This is a genomic window from Aquamicrobium sp. YD-1-mutant5 (genome assembly GCF_059509755.1).
Genome location: NZ_JCAKKP010000001.1, coordinates 43,426 through 62,814, shown reverse-complemented (window position 1 = coordinate 62,814; position 19,389 = coordinate 43,426). Strand labels below are relative to the sequence as shown.

Sequence of the window (19,389 nt, the reverse complement as noted above, 5' to 3'; positions counted from 1 at the left end):
GACCCGCCGGAGCCTCCATGCACTCATCGTCGCCTACTCCCGCTTCGCAAATTCCAGACCGCCGCATCGAGGCCATTGACGTAGCCCGCGGCATCGCGCTGCTGGCCATGGTCAGCTACCATTTCACATGGGATCTGGAGTTCTTCGGCTATGTGACGCCCGGCCTCACCGCTTTCGGCGGCTGGAAGATCTACGCCCGCTGCATCGCCTCCAGCTTCCTGTTTCTGGTCGGCTTCAGCCTCATGCTCGCCCATGGCAACGGCATTCGCTGGAACGGCTTCGGCAAACGGCTGGCCATGATCGTGGCCGCAGCGGCGGCGATCACCATAGCAACATGGTTCGCCACGCCGGGCTCCTTCATCTTCTTCGGCATCTTGCATCACATCGCACTCGCAAGCCTGCTCGGCCTCGCCTTTCTGCGCTTTCCCGCATGGGCGCTGGCTGTTGCGACGGTTTTCGTGGCCATGGCGCCGCAATTCCTGCGCATGCCGATCTTCGATCATCCGGGCCTGTGGTGGCTCGGCCTGTCCACCATCAGCCCGCGTTCCAACGATTATGTGCCGCTGTTTCCATGGTTCGCCGCGGTTCTGGCCGGAATGGCGGCCGCACGTTTCGCGCGCGATTTCGACCTTCTGGCCCGGCTCGGCGGAGAACTGCCGCAACCCACCCTGCGCCCCCTCGTCAAGATCGGGCAGCACAGCCTTGCCTTCTACCTCATCCACCAGCCCGTCCTGATCGCCTGCCTGTGGCTGTTCGCACAGGTCTTTCCGGCGCCCGCTCAGGACCCGAGGACCGGGTTCATGCATGGCTGCGAGACCTATTGCCGTGGATCCCGCGACCAAAGCTTCTGCACAGCCTATTGCGGCTGCATGTTTGACGCGGTTCAAAAAGACGGCACTGTCGACAAGGTGATGAGCGGAACGCAAAATGAAGAACTGTCCCGTCGCGTTCAGGAACTCGCATCGATCTGTACAGCGGAAACGGACATGAAGCTGATGGGGGAGGAAGAATGAAAGCAGTTCCAGCCTGGCGCAGGGTCCCATGGCCGCCGCTGATCTATCTTGCGGCAATTGCCGCCGGCATAGTCCTCGGTCTGCTCGTCCCTCTGCCGCGCATGACCGGCCCGTTCGGCAACGTGCTCTATGCCATAGGCTGGCTGATCATCATTGCCGTCATCGCTTTGTGGGTGTCTTCCTTCCGCGCAATGAGACAGGCGGGAACCACGCTCGATCCCTCGGGAGAACCCAGCCATCTGCTCACCAGCGGCCCCTTTTCCATCACGCGCAACCCGATTTACCTCGCCAACACGCTTCTTCTGTTTGGCGTCGGTCTTGTTTCGGGCAACTGGTGGTTCCTGCCGATCTCCATCGTCGCGGCATTCGTGACGCAGAAGATCGCCATCGAATTCGAGGAAAAGATACTGGCCGAAAAGTTCGGTCGCAAATATCGCGACTATTCCAGGAAGGTTCGGCGCTGGTTCTGAAGACATGCCGTGGCCGCCTTGTAAGCCACCGCTGTTCCGCCACCACAACGACATGCGTAACAGCAGGCGCTTAAAGCGTAAGGAGCGGATCTGAAAGGTTACGACACTCTGTCCTGACAATGCCTTGGTTCACCGGCAAATGCACAGGTGAGGCGGCTTCGGCCACGAACCGCCCCCAAAGAACCTCCAGTCACGTCTGCCAGGCCAACAGCAGTGCGACAAAAAATGTCAGATCAGAAAAGCAACGGGGAACAACATCCTGAGATGCCACGTTAAAGCGTGATTTCAACCCGATGCATGTGAAGAGCGGCTGAATTCTGCACAAAAAAAAATGCAAGGCAGAAGCCTTGCACAATGAACGCGTCCGATCTGCTTCCGGTATCCGGCGGCTGCGAGTAACCGCGCCTAGATCGCATCCTCCCAAGACTTTAGACCGCGTAGGAGAACAGTTTTTGTGCTGCTCTCTCGATTATGTTGAGCACACTAGACCAACAAAGCCGGCAAAGTCACTAGAAATTTTGCCTCCATCTGGACTTAAATGTGCTGCATTGCACAATAAGTCGGCACGAACTGCCTTTCGGATGGTCATGGTTTTGCCGGCCACGAGCACGGTAAGAAGGCGCATGAAAATACGGGTTTTTGCGGCGGGTTTCCAACTTGCCATGAAATGGCTATGAAGCCGAAGCAAACAGGCCCCGGCGCGCCGATTCCGGCGCTGCCTTTTCTCTCACGGAATCAGCTTATGCGTTTGTCGCGCTACTTTTTGCCCATCCTCAAGGAAAACCCGCGCGAGGCCGAGATCGTCTCGCACCGCCTTATGCTGCGTGCCGGCATGCTTCGCCAGCAGGGCGCGGGAAGTTTCTCATGGCTGCCACTGGGCAAGCGCGTGCTCGACAAGGTGTGCCAGATCATCCGCGAGGAGCAGGATCGCGCCGGCGCGCTCGAAATCCTGATGCCGACCATCCAGTCGGCCGATCTGTGGCGCGAGAGCGGGCGCTATGACGCCTATGGCAAGGAAATGCTGCGCATCAAGGACCGCCATGAGCGCGATATGCTCTACGGGCCGACCAACGAGGAAATGGTGACGGATGTTTTCCGTAACTACGTCAAGTCCTACAAGGACCTGCCCCTCAACCTCTATCACATCCAGTGGAAGTTCCGCGACGAGGTGCGCCCCCGCTTCGGCGTCATGCGCTCGCGCGAGTTCCTGATGAAGGACGCCTACTCCTTCGATCTCGATTTCGAGGGCGCGAAGGCTGCCTACTACCGCATGTTCGTCGCCTATCTGCGCACCTTCACGCGCATGGGCCTGCAGGCCATTCCGATGCGCGCCGACACCGGCCCCATCGGCGGCGACCTCTCCCATGAATTCATCATTCTGGCCGAAACCGGCGAGAGTCAGGTCTATTGCCACCGCGACTATCTCGGCTATGAGGTGCCCGGCGAGGACGTCGACTTCGGCAATGACGGCGAGATCGCCGGCATCGTCACCAAATGGACCACGCCCTACGCAGCGACCGACGAGATGCATGACGAAGCCGCATGGGATGCCATTGCCGAGAGCGACAAGGTTTCGGCGCGCGGCATCGAGGTCGGCCACATCTTCCACTTCGGCGAAAAATACTCCAAGCCGATGAATGCCAGGGTGACCGGCCCGGATGGCAAGGAGCATTTCGTCTCCATGGGCTCCTACGGCATCGGCCCGTCGCGCCTGATCGCGGCCATCATCGAGGCCAGCCATGACGAGAACGGCATCATCTGGCCCGAAGCCATCGCCCCGTTCGACGTCGCGCTTATCAACATGAAGGCGGGCGACGCCGAATGCGACCGCGTCTGCGCCGAGCTTGAGGCAACGCTCACCGCTGCCGGCAAGGACGTTCTGCACGACGACACCGACCAGCGCCCCGGCGCCAAGTTCGCCACCGCCGATCTTATCGGCCTGCCGTGGCAACTCATCGTCGGCCCGCGCGGCGTGGCCGCCGGCGAGGTTGAACTGAAGAACCGCAAGACCGGCGAGCGCGAAACGCTGCCGATCGCCGCTGCCATTTCCCGTCTGGGCGGGGCTGCATGAGCAAGGCGGCAGCGAAACCCTCTTCCGCCGGGCCATTTTCCGGTTTCGAGCGCATGGTCGCCTGGCGCTACCTGCGCTCGCGCCGCAAGGAGACGGTGATTTCAGTCATCGCCTCTATCTCGTTCCTCGGCATCATGCTGGGCGTGGCGACGCTGATCGTGGTCATGGCGGTGATGAACGGTTTTCGCGCCGAATTGCTTACCCGCATTCTGGGCGTCAACGGCCATCTGATCGTGACGCCCATCGACCTGCCTCTTGAGGACTATGCGCAGGTCGCCGACCGCATCAACGGCGTGGCCGGCGTGCGCTATGCCCTGCCGCTGATCGACGGACAGGTGCTGGCGCAGGGCAATGTCGGCTCCGGTACCGGCGCGCTTGTGCGCGGCATAAGGGGCGAAGACATCGGCAAGGTGTCCATCGTCGCCAACAACATCCGCCAGGGGTCTCTGGTCGGCTTCGATACGGCCGAGGGCGTCGCCATCGGCTCGCGTATGGCCGACAATCTGGGCCTCAGACTGGGTGACATGATCACCCTGATATCGCCGGATGGCGACATCACGCCGCTTGGCACCATGCCACGGCTCAAGGGCTATCCGGTCACGGCGATCTTCGAGGTGGGCATGTCGGAATATGACAGCTCCATCGTCTACATGCCTCTGGCCGAGGCGCAGCTCTATTTCAACATGGAAGATCTCGCGCAAAGCATCGAGATCTATGTCGACAATCCCGATGCCGTCGATGCACTCCGGCCGAAGGTGGAGGAAGCGGCGCAGCGGCCGGTGCTGCTCAGCGACTGGCGCCAGCGCAACCAGACCTTCTTCTCCGCGCTTCAGGTGGAACGCAACGTCATGTTCATGATCCTGACGCTGATCGTGCTGGTGGCGGCGCTCAATATCATTTCCGGCCTCGTCATGCTGGTGAAGGACAAGGGCCACGACATCGCCATCCTGCGCACAATGGGCGCGACGCGCGGCGCCATATTGCGCATCTTCCTGATGACGGGTGCGGCCATCGGCGTGGTGGGAACGCTGGCCGGCGTCTTCCTCGGCATCCTCATCTGCCTCAATGTCGAGAGTATCCGCCAGTTCTTCTCATGGATTTCCGGCACCGTGCTGTTCAATCCGGAGCTTTATTTCCTGAGCCAGCTTCCGGCGAAGATGGATATGGGCGAGACGCTTTCCGTGGTGCTGATGGCGCTGGTGCTGTCGTTTCTGGCAACGCTGTTTCCCGCATGGCGAGCCGCACGTCTCGATCCGGTCGAAGCGCTGAGGTATGAGTGATGGCGCGAGCGGTTCTTGAGCTCAAGGCGGTCGAACGTCATTACGAGCAGGGCGAGCGCAAGCTTACCATTCTCAACGGCACCGATTTCGTGCTGCATGCGGGCGAAATGGTGGCGCTGGTCGCCCCTTCCGGCACCGGCAAGTCGACGCTGCTGCACACGGCCGGACTGCTGGAACGCCCGGATGCCGGCGAAGTCATTCTGGCCGGCCGTCAGTGCGGCAAGCTTTCGGATGACCAGCGCACCGCGATCCGCCGCAACGACATCGGTTTCGTCTACCAGTTCCACCATTTGCTGCCGGAATTTTCCGCGCTGGAAAATGTGATGATGCCGCAGCTCATAAAGGGACTGTCGCGCGAGGAGGCATCCGAGCGTGCCGGGCAATTGCTCGACTACATGCAGCTCGGCAAGCGCGCTACCCATCGCCCCTCCGAACTGTCGGGCGGCGAGCAGCAGCGCGTGGCGATCGCCCGTGCCGTCGCCAATGCGCCGCTGGTGCTGCTGGCCGATGAGCCGACGGGCAATCTCGACCCCGTCACCGCCTCCTATGTGTTTCAGGCCCTGTCCGCGCTCGTAAAGCAGTCGGGCCTTGCGGCCCTGATCGCCACACACAATCACGAACTTGCCGCACGCATGGACCGCCGCGTCACCCTCTCTGAAGGCCGCGTCGTTCCCCTCTGAGGCGGCGCTTCCGATCTGGCGCGCAGCCTGACGTAGCGCGCCCCGCATCATGTGGTCCGCAGGTCACCCCCGGCGTTCCAGCATGGTCGGCAGCCACAAGCCCGGTCTGCCTCACCAGTCTGCCCCATGCCCGAAATCCGATCCTCGCCGATCGACTCCACGGTCTGGGGTGCTGGCCTTCGAGCTCGGCGCCCCCTCGCCTGACCCGACAAAAGTCCCGCCATCCTCGACAGGCTTGTCTTGAGCTATTCGCGGACAGTGCCTTCGATTCGCCCCGCCACTTTTATAGTGTCCTGCGCGCGCATTGACCCGCCATCTTCGTCGCCGGTCATCGCTTCCGCTCTTCCTGCCGAAACCAGTTCTTAACCCTGAATATGGCCGCGACTCAGCGCTGAGCGTGTTCGTATTTTGTCAATTGACATGCGAACAGAATTAGAACAAATTAAGAACATATTGAAAACAGGAGCAGTCATGACCGATCTCGTTCAGGATGTTGTCTCAATGGTGTGCATGGGCACCTTTCTTGTTTCCATGGCGATGTGGATCGGAGCTCTCTGATTCCGTAGGTGACCGTCAACGGCGTGACGCCTCTCGCCAATGCGCCACATGAACAGGCGAGGCATCGCGAGGCCGGCAACGCCGCGAGCGTGAATGTCAGTCCGCCTGCGCCGTCAGCAGCCTTCCGAACCGGGTTCGCAAGTCCGGATCGGTCTGTTCACGGATATGCGAGGATCAGCCTGCGATGCTTTGCAAAGCAGCCTGCTTCGGCGCCTCAGTCAGGCTCGCGGGGCCGAACACCTCCTCGAAGGCTGCCTTCAGCGCCACGTCCAGATCGTTCATCGTCACCGGCAGGCCGAGGTCGACCAGACTGGTAACGCCATGGTCCTGCACCCCGCAGGGCACGATGCCGCCGAAATGCGTCAAATCCGGCTCCACATTGATCGATATGCCGTGGAAGCTGACCCATTTGCGCATGCGGATGCCGATGGCCGCAATCTTGTCCTCGGCGACCGAGCCGTCAGCCATGGGGGGGCGATCCGGACGCTGCACCCACACACCAACCCGATCCTCCCGCCGTTCGCCCTTTAAATTGAACGAATCGAGCGTGCGGATGATCCATGCCTCCAATGCCGCCACAAAGGCCCGCACGTCCGTGCGCCTGCGCTTCAGGTCGAGCATCACATAGGCAACCCGTTGGCCCGGACCATGATAAGTGTATTCGCCGCCGCGCCCCGCGGCAAAAACGGGGAAGCGCCTGGGATCGATCAGGTCTTCGACGCGGGAACTGGTGCCGGATGTGTAGAGGGGCGGATGCTCTACCAGCCACACAAGCTCGCTGGCTCCCTCCGTGCGAATCGCCTCGGCATGGCTCTCCATGAAGCTCAGAGCCTGCGGATAGGGCAGAAGGCCGGGCTCGATACGCCATTCTACCGCCGGCGAACCGGGCGACGAAAAAAAAGACGTGGCGATCTGGCTGCGTTCAGGCATGATTTCTTCCGGATTATGCCCTTTCATATGGCGAGATTGGCGCAAAAGGTCCAGTCGCGGCGGCCGGGCCGGCGCTAAGTTCATGAGCCTGTCATTTAAAGCGCGATTATTGGAAACATGCCCTTGTTTCGCGATAAGCGATTTGCTACACGCCGCGTGCCGGACACAATCCGGCTCCTACCACGGGCGGTCGTGGCGGAATTGGTAGACGCGCAGCGTTGAGGTCGCTGTGGGGCAACCCGTGGAAGTTCGAGTCTTCTCGACCGCACCATCACTATCCGAAATGCCTTTCGGTTCAGATAGTTATTTGATTTCATGAGCTTGTAGTCGCCTCCCTGCTACAAAGGGCGCTACAAATGACTGTTACGATGACTAGCTTGAGACGACATAAGAATGGCGATTGGTACTCCCGAAAGGCGATTCCCGATGACGTGCGGGACGCCTACCAAAGCGCCTACGGTATTCGCCGTGAGGAACGCTTCCGGCTATCCACAGACAAGTCCCCCGGTGAAGCGAAGGCAGCCTTTGCAGAATGGCTGGCGGACATAGAGGGCCGCATCAGTGCGCTTCGTGCTGCTGTCGCTGGCAAGGCGCTCGAACTATCGCACCGCCAACTCCACGATCTCGTGGGCCGCTGGTATGATTGGTTTGTCGTCCAATACGCAGACGATCAGGAGCCGGTCGAGGCGTGGGATTTTCGATATGAGCGGTATCAGGACGCCGTAGAAGCATCCGGTGGCGATTATCCCTACGATGATGAAGAGCAGGGACGCAGCCCGCGACGTGCTGCTAAGGTCAGGGCCGTGGTACTGGAACTGTCTCGCCTTCAAACGTTCCTCGCCAGCGAAGGTATCAGCCTATCTTCCGACACCTTCGACCGCCTTGTGGATACCCTAGAGGCAGACCTTGTGGCCGCCATGGCGCTGCTTCGGAGGCGGGCAGGTGGCGATTATCGTCCTGACACCCATCGGGAGCGCTTCCCGCAATCCATGCCTATCGTTCCCGCCAATGTGAAGTTGGCTGGCTGGAACGTATGGGAGGCGTTTGGGGCATTTGTGAAAGAACGGAAGCCCCAGCCCTCCACTGTCAACCGTTGGCGCGCAGTCTTCCTCGATCTCAACAATTTTCTGGAAGGTCGAGACGTTGCGCTGGTGACGGACGAAGACGCCGTTAGCTGGAAAGACCGGTTGGTCGCTAGAGAAAACATCGGCGCGAGAACCATCAATGAGATTTGGATTTCGGCGGCAAGACGAGTGTTCAACTGGGTGATCGAGCAAAGGAAGATCACCGTTAATCCGTTCAGCAAGTTGAAAGTAGCCACCGGCAGGCAGACCCCAACGAGAGGAAAATTTCAAGAGGAAGATGCCAAGACCATCCTGACAGCAACCCTTCAATCCCAAAGCCCCCGGATGTCACCACACTTCCGGGCAGCCATTCGATGGGTGCCGTGGTTATGCGCCTATACGGGCGCGCGGTCGGGCGAACTAACGCAGCTACGCAAACAGGATATTGAACAGCACCCGGACGGTTTCTGGATGCTGCATATTATGCCGGATGCTGGCACCGTGAAGGGAGCCATGCCGCGCACGGTCCCCCTGCACGATCATCTCATTGAGCAAGGGTTCATTGAATTTGTCAGGAAGGCAAAGGACGGGCCGTTGTTCTACGACACCCATGCCAAGAGAAAGCTGGAATACGAAGACCCGCTCAACCCGCCCCGACCGCCCTACGTGCTGATGAGGCAGAAACTCGCGGATTGGGTCCGGGCCTTGGGGGTAGTGGACCCGAACGTAGGGCCTAACCACGGCTGGCGGCATACGTTCAAACGGCGGGCTGGAAAGGCCAAGATCGAGGAACGTATCCGGGACGCCTTCTGCGGTCATACGGACCCGAAGGTCGGGCGCATCTACGAGATACCGGACATCGAAGAACTGGCCGAAGCGATCAAAGCGTTTCCCCGGTACGAGATAGACCCACCCACGCAACCCTAGCGAAACCCCTTAGCGGACGCATGGGCGGACCATCCACTGGCGCTGGCGCTTTCTGGCAATCTCTATGCGTCCCCTTGGGGGGCTTCCCCTGCCGCCTGCCACGGGCGGCATATCATCATCACCACGAACACAACGGAGGTATCCAATGCGTGATGTTCATTATCATTCTTTTCCTTCGGTCATGGTCAAGGTGGCGGACTTTGGCCGCGACATTCGGGACGCTATGGCGGACGCTGTAGGACGCCACGTCGATTTCTTCCATGACGGATGGAAGCCAAGGGGTCTGTTCCTGCGCCTGCCGTTCACTAGTATCAGCATGTGGCTGGAATGGTCAGAGGCTTCGGTAGGATGGGGCTATGCGGCCAATCCCCCAAGGGACCGGGAGGTTTACCTTGGGCGCGTCAGGGGCGTGGTTTCGGTCGGGTAGATAGATGGTTTCCCGGCAATAGGTTTTTTCGTGCTGCGGTGATAACCGTAGAAAGGCGTTAGCGGGGGTGGGTAGTTTATCCCTCGCCTTGTCACAATCACGCGCCCACGGTCGCCACCGCAGCACGCTATGGCTGTTTTGCCGCGCGCTCTTGGTTCAACTCGAACAAGCGCGCCAAGATTTCGTCATCTGACAGATCGGCAGGCCAGCCATAGGCTGCCGCTACGGCTTCATCCAGCGCCTTGTGGGCATGCTGGAGCCATGCGGGACGTTCATTGTAGAGATTAGTCAGAGTCCGCTTCTTGAGCTTCTGTGCCGCTTCTTCGTTCACCGGTAGAATGCGATCAGGATAGCCGGGGACAACCTCGGGTTCACGCCGGACTAGATCGGACGGGTTGAGCCAGTTTTCCCGAAGTTCATTAAGACGGGCCGCTGCCGTGCCTATAGCGATGGCGTGGGGGTAATCTGCATAGTTCGCGGCAGGAATGTTCGGGGTCAATCCCTCGGGGAACGGAAAGGTTTCGAAGGTGGTTGTTGGCGTGTAGCGTGGGTCGTTGCCCTTGCCGAGCCATGTTCCCATCCGCAGCGCCCAAAGCTCATGGAAGCGGGAATGGAGAATGCCGAAGGTGGCATCATCGTCACGAGCAATAGCCACCACTGCGCTGTCAGGAAGTAGCATCGGTGGCTTCCATACAAAAAGCCGCCATTTCGAAACTCGCGGAGTGATGATAACGCGGCGCAGATCAGCCGTTGCATTTTTTACATCTGAGCCACTTCTTCCAAGTCGCCACCAATTGCGACGACGTTGGTCATCACGGTTATTCATACGCGAAGGATAGACGTTAAGCCGCACGTACTCGAATGGCTCTTCGTAGAGCGCCGCATCTTGTTCGCTCATGTCCCCGAAGTCGATGATCCATTTTCCAGATGGCCGCCTCGTGATATCCATCCCATTAGCCCAAGGTCGGAGCACATCCAAGTTCGGGCGTCCATTCGGATTCACAACACCGAGTAGCCATTTACGGGCTTTATCGTCAGTTACGTCGAATGGTCCTACTTTAACTGGTCCTTGGAAGGCTGTACCGGCATTTACGGTCAAACGGCTCGCCTTCGTCAAATCTGTAGGGCCAGCGGTAAGGTCCGAGTTGACCCTTTCAACAGGCTGTCCGTTGAGGCGGGCGACCTCCCCATCCTGCAAGTGCCCGAAGACGACCATCGACACGCGCACCGCAGCACCTTCCACGGTCCACGGTTCGTCCGACCATGCTGCAACAATAGTCATGTCATCGGTGATGCGGTCCATGACCCGCCTGTTGGCACCGCCGCGAATTGAGTTAGTCGTGACAAATCCCGCGCGAGCGGCAAGGCCACCGCGTATGGCAGTCGATGCCTTCTCCAGCCAATAGACCACAAGGTCCGCCTCAGCGGGAACACGTCCGTGATAGAAACGGAACATCCGTTCAACCGTTTCGTCTCCCAGTTCCGACCGCATGATCTTGCCGCCAAGGAACGGTGGGTTGCCTATGATGGCGTCTGCAATGGGCCATTCGGTTTCCACCCATCGCCCGGCTTCGTCGTCTTCCCCCTGTACCCACGTCATCAGAGCATCACGGCATTCGATGGTTTCCAGCGGCTTCAGAATGGGGTTACCGCTAGCAGCAAAGCCATTCTTTAGCATCCACTGGATTTCACCAATCCAAACCGACACACGTGCGAGTTCGGCAGCGTAAGGGTTGATCTCGATACCCTTGACCACTTCCGGGCCAATCCTTGGAAACCCCCTAGGCAGCCCCAATGCCTCGGCTTCGACCTGCGCGCGATGTTCCAAGTCCTTTAACGCCCGGAGCGCGAGATACAGGAAATTGCCGGAACCGCAGGCCGGGTCGAGAACGCGGAAATCTGCAAGCCGTTTCAGGTGCGCGTCAAGGATACCTTGCGCTTGGTTTCGGGCCTTGGTCGCGGTTCCTCCCTTCGATGATGCGGCCTTGTCCATGAGCGCCGTAATCTCGGCCTTGGCCTTCTCCCATTCTGCCGTCAGCGGCTCCACGATGACCGGGTTGATAATCATCATGATTTTGTCGCGGTCGGTATAGTGCGCACCAAGCTGGCTTCGCTTGTCGGGATCGAGACCGCGTTCGAACAAGGTGCCGAGAATGGAGGGGTCGATGTCACCCCAATACTGCTTGGCAGCACGGTGGACGATGGCGATTTCATCCTTGGTCAGTTTAAACACCAAGTCATCGTTGAACAGGCCACCGTTGAACCATTCGACCTTCTCAAAGCCGATATGGCCTCCGGATTTCATCGCCACGAACAAGCTGCGGGCAAACCCCTCGAACTGATCGGGGTCGGCCAAGGCGCGGTCTAACATGCGCGAGAAAATGTTGTCGGGCAGCAGTTTCACGTCTTCCGCGAACATGCAGAAGACCAACCGATTGATGAAATGAGCAACCTGTTCGGCATCATGACCGCGTTGCCGTAACAGGCGGGCAAGCTCGGCAAACTCTCCGGCGACCTCTTCGGTGAGTTGCTGCCGGGTCTTGGATGGTCGCAGCGCTTCCGGGTCAGACAGTGCCGCCTTCAACCATCCCCGTTTCTCAGGGTCGCCAAGATCGGCAATGGCGATCTCGTAGACCTTGGAGACTGAGTTGGTCCAGTTGGTGTGGATGCGGATGGTCGTGCCGATATCGGAGACGATCAACAGAGGCGGATTGTCGAGCGCGATGGCATAGCGTTGAAGCTGGGCAAAGGCCGTGTCTAGGTTTGCCTTGGTGCCCTTGTATTCCCAGCCGAAGTGGCCGCGTTTGAAAACATCCGCGAAACCGTTGCCACCCGTAGTCTTCGATGCGCCAACCTCGAAACCGTAATCCTTGCCGGTCGGGTCAACATCGGCAGGGGTCGGCTCGTCCAGCATCCGACATAGATCAAGGAAATGCTCTTGTGCCGCAGCGCGTTCTTTGAGTGCCGAGTTAAGCCATTTGGAGATAAACTGTTGTGGCGTCATGTATTGTCAGCGCCCCCCTCGGGCAGAAACTTGGGGGGTACCATATGCCGAGCGGTTGATTCGCGACAAGGACAGTAGGGAGGCCAGATCAAGCCGGTCTCAACGATTTACGTCTGTTCTCTTCGCTGCGGTAGAGACCGCAGAGCGTCAATCGGCCGTCTCTAGGTGTTTCCTCCCTGTTTTATGCCCGTTCATTCCTACGGTCCTAACGGGTGAGAAAAGATCGAACCTCAATTACCCCACACAATAGGAGGGGGCCGATTACCCCCCACAATAGGAGGGAGAGCCCCCCTAGGTTTGCATATAGCTTATCTCCATAGGTTAGCTTTAGGTTTCCCTTATGGAAGCCAATAGCTGCGTCCTAGGCCATTCCCTTAATCATCATCTTCCATCAATCCTTTCTGTAAGGCTTAAACCGAAGCCTTCTGCCAAGCTCTGACCAAGAGGCTTGCAAGGATGATGATCGCTGCTCTCGTCCGAAGACTAACCGTTCCGGTTTCTGGTCTTCATTCTTCAAAACATCCCAGCCGCTTTGCCTCGGTGCCTCTGGCCCGTGGTCGTCGGCATGCAACAACTGCAAGGAACCCTTCATGCTGGTCATCAACATTACGAGCAACGATAGAGGCCGCAGCTTCACCGCCACCTGCGATGGCATCAGCAGCACCCATTCCCGTAAAGACCCGATACCCCCGTTGTGCCGGAGGCTGATAGATCGTGGTCATTCTCCCGACACGATGGTCATGGTGGTTCGTGGAACAACCCCGATCTTCAAACCCCGGTCGCTTGGCGCATGGGCGGCCTATGATATCGTAGATGACGATAATCGTGGTCTTATCCGAAGGCGCTACAGGCCCTTGCCTGACTTCTCCCGCGATCTTCACACGGCAAGGAAAGCAGATGCGCAGTTAGGTCTTTCCAAAGAAGCAGCCTGAACATACCCACAGGGTCACGGTGTTAAGCCGTGGCTCTGTTTTTCGCAGTCGACTCCATCAGGTATCATGGCGGGTGAGTGTCCCGCGAGGACGTCCATTTTTTCTGCTGCGGTAGAAACCGTAGAGGCGCGTCGTGGGATGGCGGAAGGGTGTTTTCCTTGGAGCAGCCTGACACCGCTCTACGGTCGCCAGGGGTGCGGGAAAAGAGCATACCGTGGAGGCTGCCCTGTTTTACTTTTTGGAGAAAAATTCGAGCCGATAATCCAATTATAAGGCATGGCCGTTCCCCCCCCTCTGCCCCGACTCTCTAACGTTTCCCAGCAGTCACGTTGCTAGGGACACATGCCCCACCCCTTGACCAATCGTTCCCCAGTATCTGGTACTGGGGTACGAGAGGTATGCTGGCAGGCAAACATTCCCCTGCTGTTCCCCGGAACCAGATTCCGGGGTACGGGCTGACGTTCGCCTGCGCCAGCTGTCGTACCTCCCACGAGATTGAGACCAAGGGCGCGTCAAGTTTGTCGCTCCCCGTATCGGACACACCTGAGCCATTCCCCCACCGTACCCAAAAATCTGGCTTTTGGGTACGGGCTGGCGTTCGCTCCCTTCAGCTTTCGAGTATGTGCTGCGGGCCATCAACCGGCTGTAGTGCAGTGAGATATTTCGATTCCGCAATTTTGAGGTGTCGGCCCTTGAGGTCGAGACAGGCCGTGCTCGCACCGCGTCTTCCATACCTTTGAGCAAGGACGGCTTCGCCTTTCTCGTCATACGCTTTACAGGCTGGGAGGCTGCGAGGTTAATGATGTCCGAGAAGGTATACCCATACGCAACAATGAGGAGTGAGGCGTATTCTGTTCGAAATGGGTTGACTGACGCTTTATCGGACGATATTCCGATTATGTCTTTAACCTTATCGGACGCAGGAGCCATCCATGAAGATCGCTTACGCTCGTGTTTCCTCCACCGGCCAGAACGAAGCTGCTCAAGTGGACATTCTCAACCGTCACGGGGCGGAAGAGATATTTATAGAAAAAGCCAGCGGCACGTCGCGCGATGGCCGTCCCAAGCTGGCCGAGGCCATCAAATTCGCTCGCAAGGGAGACGTGTTGCTGGTGACACGGTTGGACAGGCTGGCGCGTTCCGTATCGGACCTCCACGCTATCGCGAAAGATTTGCAGGCGAAGGGCGTTGACCTCGTGGTCACCGAACAGAACATCGACACCACGACGCCTACGGGGCGGCTGATGTTCAACATGTTGGGGGCCATTGCCGAGTTCGAGACTGATCTTCGGAAAGAAAGGCAGTTGGAGGGCATCGCCAAAGCCAAGGCTGAGGGGCGGTATAAGGGACGGCCTGTGACGGTCGATGGTGAGGCCATACGGGCAGCCTTGGCGGCAGGGGATAAGCCTTCAGCAGTAGCCAAGCGGTTCAACGTGGCGCGGTCTACCGTCTACCGCGTGGCATCGGAAGCGTAGGCCTTGGAGGGGACGTCTATTGCTTTTCAGTACCGGGATGCAAAAAATTCAGAGCTTTTCCAGTAAGGAGCCAAGCCATCGACCAAATTCTCCACTGCTGAGGAGTTTATATGCCCAGCCGACGAAAGCAATTAAACTCCCGCTGGCCAGCGTAGTCAAAAGCCTTGGTACGTCCAGATATTGCTTCTCTTTAAAGTCCGCCCTCAAAAACACCCTAAGTGCTGTAGTGTGGTCGTGCAGAGCCTTGATCATGAGAGCTAACGCTACGGTCGAGCCCAGTAGAACAAGCCGCGCGAGAAGTTCGAGATCAGGCAACAAGGCCAGAGCGAGCAGTAGGGCCACACCGTTGAAGTTCAAGGCATGTTTCTCATAGAACCAGCGCAGACGCCCGTGCTTGCGGGCCAAGGCTTGGTCTATTTCGTGGAAAGTGCCGGAGACCCACACGTCTTCCGCACCTGTGACAGTGTACGAGCAGTCTTCGGCGCTGAGATTGATGTTGATCGAGCGGACAGGGACCTCACCGGGCTCGGAGAGCCAGAGGTTCAACTGGCGCGTTTCTTTGGGAAGGTTCGGCACATCCCAAAAGTCAGGGGCGAGTCTGCGGACCTCCTTGCCTTCGATATCAGCCCGAATGATTACCTCAAAGGGTGATGGCAACCACGACTTCATAGCTGTGACAAGGTCTTTGATCTCATCGCGGAACATCGTGATTTTGGGAAGCTGGCGGGTCCTTTGAATTACCTGAATAGGACGCGCATCACTCGTTGCAGGTGCCTTTTGCTCGTTCCTCACGGGAACAAGTGTCAATACGCCTGCGTTGCCATTCGGCAACTCCCACCGCCCGTGCAATTGCTGCTGATCAACGACGGTAAAATTGATCGTGGCGGTCATCGCGGATGTCAAGGCGGGGCTTTGGTCGGTAAGGTACGCTAAGGCTGTGCTATTCTCAGTCTTTTGGACAGCACCAGAAAAAACAGCAATTGCTCCTTGGTTATTGACCCTAAGAACGATTTTGGTCCCTGCGCTGTCCTCGGAAAACTCAGCAAAAAGGTTCGCCACGATCGTCCCGCGTAGCTCACCAACCCAACTGCCCTTGAGAATCGACAAAGTCATCACGCGCCCCCTCACCATCATGCAAATCTGTATCAACAGGGGGGGACAGATGCTGACTGGAACGCAAGAGCAGATCGACGTAATCACCAGCTACTTCTGACGGCACGTTTCTAATTCAAGGCACGAGTTCGTGCAGTATACGTATGCCAAGTCTTGGTTGACGACTGCTACAAACGCCGCTACAAACTCATCGTTGAGGCAACGAAAAAGCTCAATGAAATCAATGTCTAACGATGCCGTGTTGCGTTTCTTCTCGACCGCACCATCTCCGGATCACATATCCGGATAGCTTGAAATGCAAGCTCGTTAAGCCGGTATCGGCTGTTTTTTTCGCTCTGTAAGCACCTGAAAATTGATGGCCGGGAAAGTTGCCGGCTGTCAAAAATATGCAGCATTGATCTGCCAGTCTGGCCGTTCTTTTGGGGCGGGGTTGCTGATCATCGTGTGGAGAAGTTGCAGAGGCGCCCGATGCGGGCAAAGCCGGAACCATCCGCTTCCGGCGGCTGACGAGCTACAGCACTCTGTGGTAGTCGCCAGACATTTCTGCGCCATATAGAAATCAGCGCCGAAGGACACTTGTTTCTCTTGGAATATTGATCTGAGTTGCGCTACGGAGACCGAAATCCGCAGATGCATAACCGTGCGAGGCAGCCTCTTGGAAGCTCAGGAACATCAAGCTGCTGCAACAGAGGCCCCGAAGAGCGGCCATAATGAGATTTACGACGAGGACGGTGTCGTTCTTGCCTCGTTTCTCGCGCATATCGGCGCAGCCATCGCAGACCGCGACACGCTGACCCTCAAGCAGGACGTAGCGGCTCTCCACGAATCCGAGCTTGGCCACCTGCTGGAAGCCCTCCAGCCCGATCAGCGCCGCTCTCTGGTGGAATTGCTGGGTACGGATTTCGACTTCTCGGCTCTGACAGAGGTCGACGAAGCCATCCGCCTCGACATCGTTGAAAGTTTGCCCAACGCGCAGATCGCGCAGGCCGTTCAGGAACTCGATTCCGACGACGCGGTCTACATTCTTGAAGATCTCGATCAGGAAGATCAGGACGAGATCCTCGCGCAGCTCCCGTTCACGGAGCGCATCAGGCTGCGCCGTTCGCTGGATTATCCGGAAGAAAGCGCCGGACGCCGCATGCAGACCGAGTTTGTGGCCGTTCCGCCCTTCTGGACGGTTGGGCAGACCATCGACTACATGCGCGAAGACAACGATCTGCCTGACAGCTTCAGCCAGATCTTCGTGATCGACCCGACCTTCAGGCTTCTTGGTGCGATCAATCTCGATCAGATCCTGCGCACCAGGCGCACGGTGAAGGTCGAGGACATCATGCACGAAACCCGCCACGCCATTCCTGCCACCATGGATCAGGAAGAAGCGGCGCGTGAGTTCGAGCAGTACGATCTTCTGTCGGCTGCGGTCGTTGACGAAAATGAGCGGCTGGTCGGCGTGCTCACCATCGACGACGTCGTCGACGTCATTCAGGAAGAGGCAGAGGAAGATCTCATGCGCCTCGGCGGCGTGGGCGACGAAGAACTGTCGGATACCATACTGGCCGCCTCGCGCTCACGCGTGCCGTGGCTGCTGGTTAACCTGTTTACGGCGTTTCTGGCGGCTTCGGTCATCGGCCTGTTCGATCAGACAATCGAGCGCGTGGTGGCCCTTGCCGTGTTGATGCCGATCGTGGCCGGCATGGGCGGAAACGCGGCCTCGCAGACCATGACCGTCACCGTGCGCGCGCTCGCCACGAAGGATCTCGATATCTACAATGCATGGCGCATTATTCGCCGTGAAATGGGCGTCGGCTTCATCAACGGCATCATCTTCGCCGTGCTGATCGGGATCGTGGCGGCAACCTGGTTTTCGGATCCCTATCTCGGTTGCATCATCGCCAGCGCGATGGTCATCAACATGTTCGTGGCGGCCGTGGCAGGTATCCTCATTCCCTTGCTGCTCGACAGATATGGCGTCGACCCGGCCGTTGCCTCGGCCGTTTTCGTCACTGCCGTCACCGACGTCGTGGGCTTTTTTGCCTTTCTCGGACTCGCATCCCTGTGGTTCGGCTTCGGTTAAATGGATTTAATTGACTTTTACGTAAGTGCTGTGCGAGATTTCCCAATCATTCTCGCGTGCGGATGATTCTGCGACTGCATCCGGCGCTGGATAAAAAGCTCTCCTGCGTCTTCGGTTTCGTGGCCACAAAACTGTAGCGCCCGCGAAGAAAGGAGCTTTCGCAGGCAGGCTGTGCTTCGGGCCGGGTCTGAATGGCCGGTTGATGTCCGGTACGAAAGCAGCCGTCTGGCGCAGACATTATCTTTGAGTACAGGACGACTATGCGGGAATATTACACCATTACAGAATTGACCCGCGAGTTCGGCGTGTCCACCCGCACGTTGCGGTTTTATGAGGATGAAGGGCTGGTGCTGCCGGTTCGCCGCGGACGGACGCGTCTGTTCCGTCCGGCAGACCGCCACATCATTCGCCAGATATTGCGTGGCAAACGGCTTGGCTTTTCCATCAACGAGATCCGCGAGATCATCAAGATGTACAAGGAGCCGCCCGGCGAAGTCGGACAGCTGCAGCTGATGATCAAGCGCATCGAGGAAAAGCGTGAGGAACTGCGCCAGAAGCGTCGCGACCTTGAGGATACGCTGGCCGAACTCGATCAGGCCGAGGAAGCCTGCGTCGAGCGCATGGCCGAGCTTGGCGTCAACACCTGAAGCCGGACATCAGCCGGGGATGAGGCTTCGCGAAAAACGCCTCAGACCAGTTCCGGAACGATCCTTGGTATGTCGTCAAAGCTGTAGCCGAGCCCGAGCGTCAGCCAGCCGTAAATTCCCATGAGGACAGAGGTGACGATCGTCGTCCAGATGACCGCACGCAGCATGTGCGGCCCGCGCGGAGCACTGGAAACGGTTCCCAGTGTCACGTTGTCTTCGTCATCCTGCGTTTTGACGCCGAAGGGAAGGATGGCGAACAAAACCAGCCACCACGTGACGAAATAGATGGCGACGAGAGAAACCCAGCTCACGACTGTTCCAGTTCTACAAGCGTTCCGCAAAAATCCTTCGGGTGCAGGAAAAGCACCGGCTTGCCGTGCGCGCCGATTTTCGGCTCGCCATTGCCGATCACCCGTGCCCCGCCAGCCTTTAGCCGGTCACGCGCAGCGAGAATGTCATCGACCTCGTAGCAGACATGGTGCATGCCGCCGGACGGGTTCTTCTCCAGAAAAGCGGCAATAGGCGAGCCCTCGCCCAGCGGTTCGAGCAACTCGACCTTGGTGTTGCCGAGATCGACGAACACCACCGTCACCCCATGCTCCGGCAGGGCCTGCGGCTGTGTGACGGTGCCGCCCAGCGTGTCGCGATAGGTGGCGGTCGCCTTCTCAAGGTCCGGCACCGCGATGGCGACATGGTTGAGACGTCCGAGCTTCATTTCCTCACT

At 58.4% G+C, this 19,389-nt stretch carries 16 protein-coding genes and 1 tRNA gene; 12 read left to right on the top strand and 5 right to left on the bottom strand.

Annotation, left to right across the window (positions count from 1 at the left end; all coding sequences use genetic code 11):
- Positions 1–17: 17 nt before the first annotated feature.
- The 5 genes from AC5XE7_RS00290 to AC5XE7_RS00270 all read left to right on the top strand — a co-directional run bounded on the left by AC5XE7_RS00290 (position 18) and on the right by AC5XE7_RS00270 (position 5,514).
- Entirely contained in the window at positions 18–1,013 is a 996-nt protein-coding gene (locus AC5XE7_RS00290; protein WP_495364599.1) for a heparan-alpha-glucosaminide N-acetyltransferase, read from the top strand.
- Entirely contained in the window at positions 1,010–1,483 is a 474-nt protein-coding gene (locus tag AC5XE7_RS00285; RefSeq protein ID WP_495364600.1) for a methyltransferase family protein, read from the top strand. Before AC5XE7_RS00290 ends, AC5XE7_RS00285 begins: the two co-directional genes overlap by 4 nt.
- A gap of 742 nt (positions 1,484–2,225) precedes the next feature.
- Positions 2,226–3,554: a proline--tRNA ligase gene (gene proS / locus AC5XE7_RS00280; RefSeq protein WP_183830880.1), complete on the top strand. Its 1,329-nt coding sequence runs from the start codon at positions 2,226–2,228 to the stop codon at positions 3,552–3,554.
- Positions 3,551–4,834 (top strand): lipoprotein-releasing ABC transporter permease subunit, encoded by a 1,284-nt coding sequence (locus AC5XE7_RS00275; protein ID WP_495364601.1) that lies wholly within the window; start codon positions 3,551–3,553, stop codon positions 4,832–4,834. The genes proS and AC5XE7_RS00275 overlap by 4 nt, the downstream gene beginning before the upstream one ends.
- A complete protein-coding gene (locus AC5XE7_RS00270) occupies positions 4,834–5,514 on the top strand; it encodes an ABC transporter ATP-binding protein (RefSeq protein ID WP_210307247.1) in 681 nt (226 codons plus the stop codon). The genes AC5XE7_RS00275 and AC5XE7_RS00270 overlap by 1 nt, the downstream gene beginning before the upstream one ends.
- A 732-nt stretch (positions 5,515–6,246) precedes the next feature.
- On the opposite strand, the gene lipB is transcribed toward AC5XE7_RS00270, so the two are convergent.
- The gene (gene lipB, locus AC5XE7_RS00265) at positions 6,247–7,002 is read right to left on the bottom strand and encodes a lipoyl(octanoyl) transferase LipB (protein ID WP_495364602.1); all 756 of its coding nucleotides are present in this window, start codon (positions 7,000–7,002) and stop codon (positions 6,247–6,249) included.
- 186 nt (positions 7,003–7,188) lie between these two features.
- Between lipB and AC5XE7_RS00260 the strand changes: the two genes are divergently transcribed.
- From AC5XE7_RS00260 to AC5XE7_RS00250, 3 genes are all read left to right on the top strand, one after another.
- Positions 7,189–7,273: transfer RNA gene (locus AC5XE7_RS00260), tRNA-Leu, on the top strand.
- An 85-nt stretch (positions 7,274–7,358) separates the two neighbouring features.
- Complete coding sequence (locus AC5XE7_RS00255; RefSeq protein ID WP_495364603.1) at positions 7,359–8,993, top strand: site-specific integrase; 1,635 nt, start codon at positions 7,359–7,361, stop codon at positions 8,991–8,993.
- Positions 8,994–9,138: 145 nt separating this feature from the next.
- A complete protein-coding gene (locus AC5XE7_RS00250) occupies positions 9,139–9,420 on the top strand; it encodes a hypothetical protein (RefSeq protein ID WP_495364604.1) in 282 nt (93 codons plus the stop codon).
- Positions 9,421–9,547: 127 nt separating this feature from the next.
- Here AC5XE7_RS00250 and AC5XE7_RS00245 read toward each other — a convergent pair whose 3' ends face one another.
- Positions 9,548–12,424 (bottom strand): class I SAM-dependent DNA methyltransferase, encoded by a 2,877-nt coding sequence (locus tag AC5XE7_RS00245; RefSeq protein ID WP_495364605.1) that lies wholly within the window; start codon positions 12,422–12,424, stop codon positions 9,548–9,550.
- A gap of 590 nt (positions 12,425–13,014) precedes the next feature.
- Between AC5XE7_RS00245 and AC5XE7_RS00240 the strand changes: the two genes are divergently transcribed.
- Positions 13,015–13,356, top strand: a complete 342-nt coding sequence (locus AC5XE7_RS00240) for a hypothetical protein (protein WP_495364606.1) — start codon at positions 13,015–13,017, stop codon at positions 13,354–13,356.
- Between the two features lie 932 nt (positions 13,357–14,288).
- Positions 14,289–14,831, top strand: a complete 543-nt coding sequence (locus AC5XE7_RS00235; protein WP_495364607.1) for a recombinase family protein — start codon at positions 14,289–14,291, stop codon at positions 14,829–14,831.
- A gap of 48 nt (positions 14,832–14,879) precedes the next feature.
- Here AC5XE7_RS00235 and AC5XE7_RS00230 read toward each other — a convergent pair whose 3' ends face one another.
- Positions 14,880–15,944 carry a hypothetical protein gene (locus tag AC5XE7_RS00230; protein WP_495364608.1) on the bottom strand — a complete coding sequence of 355 codons (1,065 nt, stop codon included), beginning with the start codon at positions 15,942–15,944 and terminating at the stop codon, positions 14,880–14,882.
- Positions 15,945–16,599: 655 nt separating this feature from the next.
- On the opposite strand from AC5XE7_RS00230, the gene mgtE reads away from it, so the two are divergent.
- Both mgtE and AC5XE7_RS00220 read left to right on the top strand, forming a co-directional pair.
- Entirely contained in the window at positions 16,600–18,018 is a 1,419-nt protein-coding gene (mgtE, locus tag AC5XE7_RS00225) for a magnesium transporter (protein ID WP_183830896.1), read from the top strand.
- Positions 18,019–18,278: 260 nt separating this feature from the next.
- Positions 18,279–18,665: a MerR family transcriptional regulator gene (locus AC5XE7_RS00220; RefSeq protein WP_183830898.1), complete on the top strand. Its 387-nt coding sequence runs from the start codon at positions 18,279–18,281 to the stop codon at positions 18,663–18,665.
- 41 nt (positions 18,666–18,706) lie between these two features.
- On the opposite strand, the gene AC5XE7_RS00215 is transcribed toward AC5XE7_RS00220, so the two are convergent.
- Positions 18,707–18,976, bottom strand: a complete 270-nt coding sequence (locus AC5XE7_RS00215) for a DUF1467 family protein (RefSeq protein ID WP_239799034.1) — start codon at positions 18,974–18,976, stop codon at positions 18,707–18,709.
- Positions 18,973–19,380 (bottom strand): methylmalonyl-CoA epimerase, encoded by a 408-nt coding sequence (gene mce, locus AC5XE7_RS00210; protein WP_495364609.1) that lies wholly within the window; start codon positions 19,378–19,380, stop codon positions 18,973–18,975. Before mce ends, AC5XE7_RS00215 begins: the two co-directional genes overlap by 4 nt.
- Positions 19,381–19,389 lie beyond the last annotated feature (9 nt).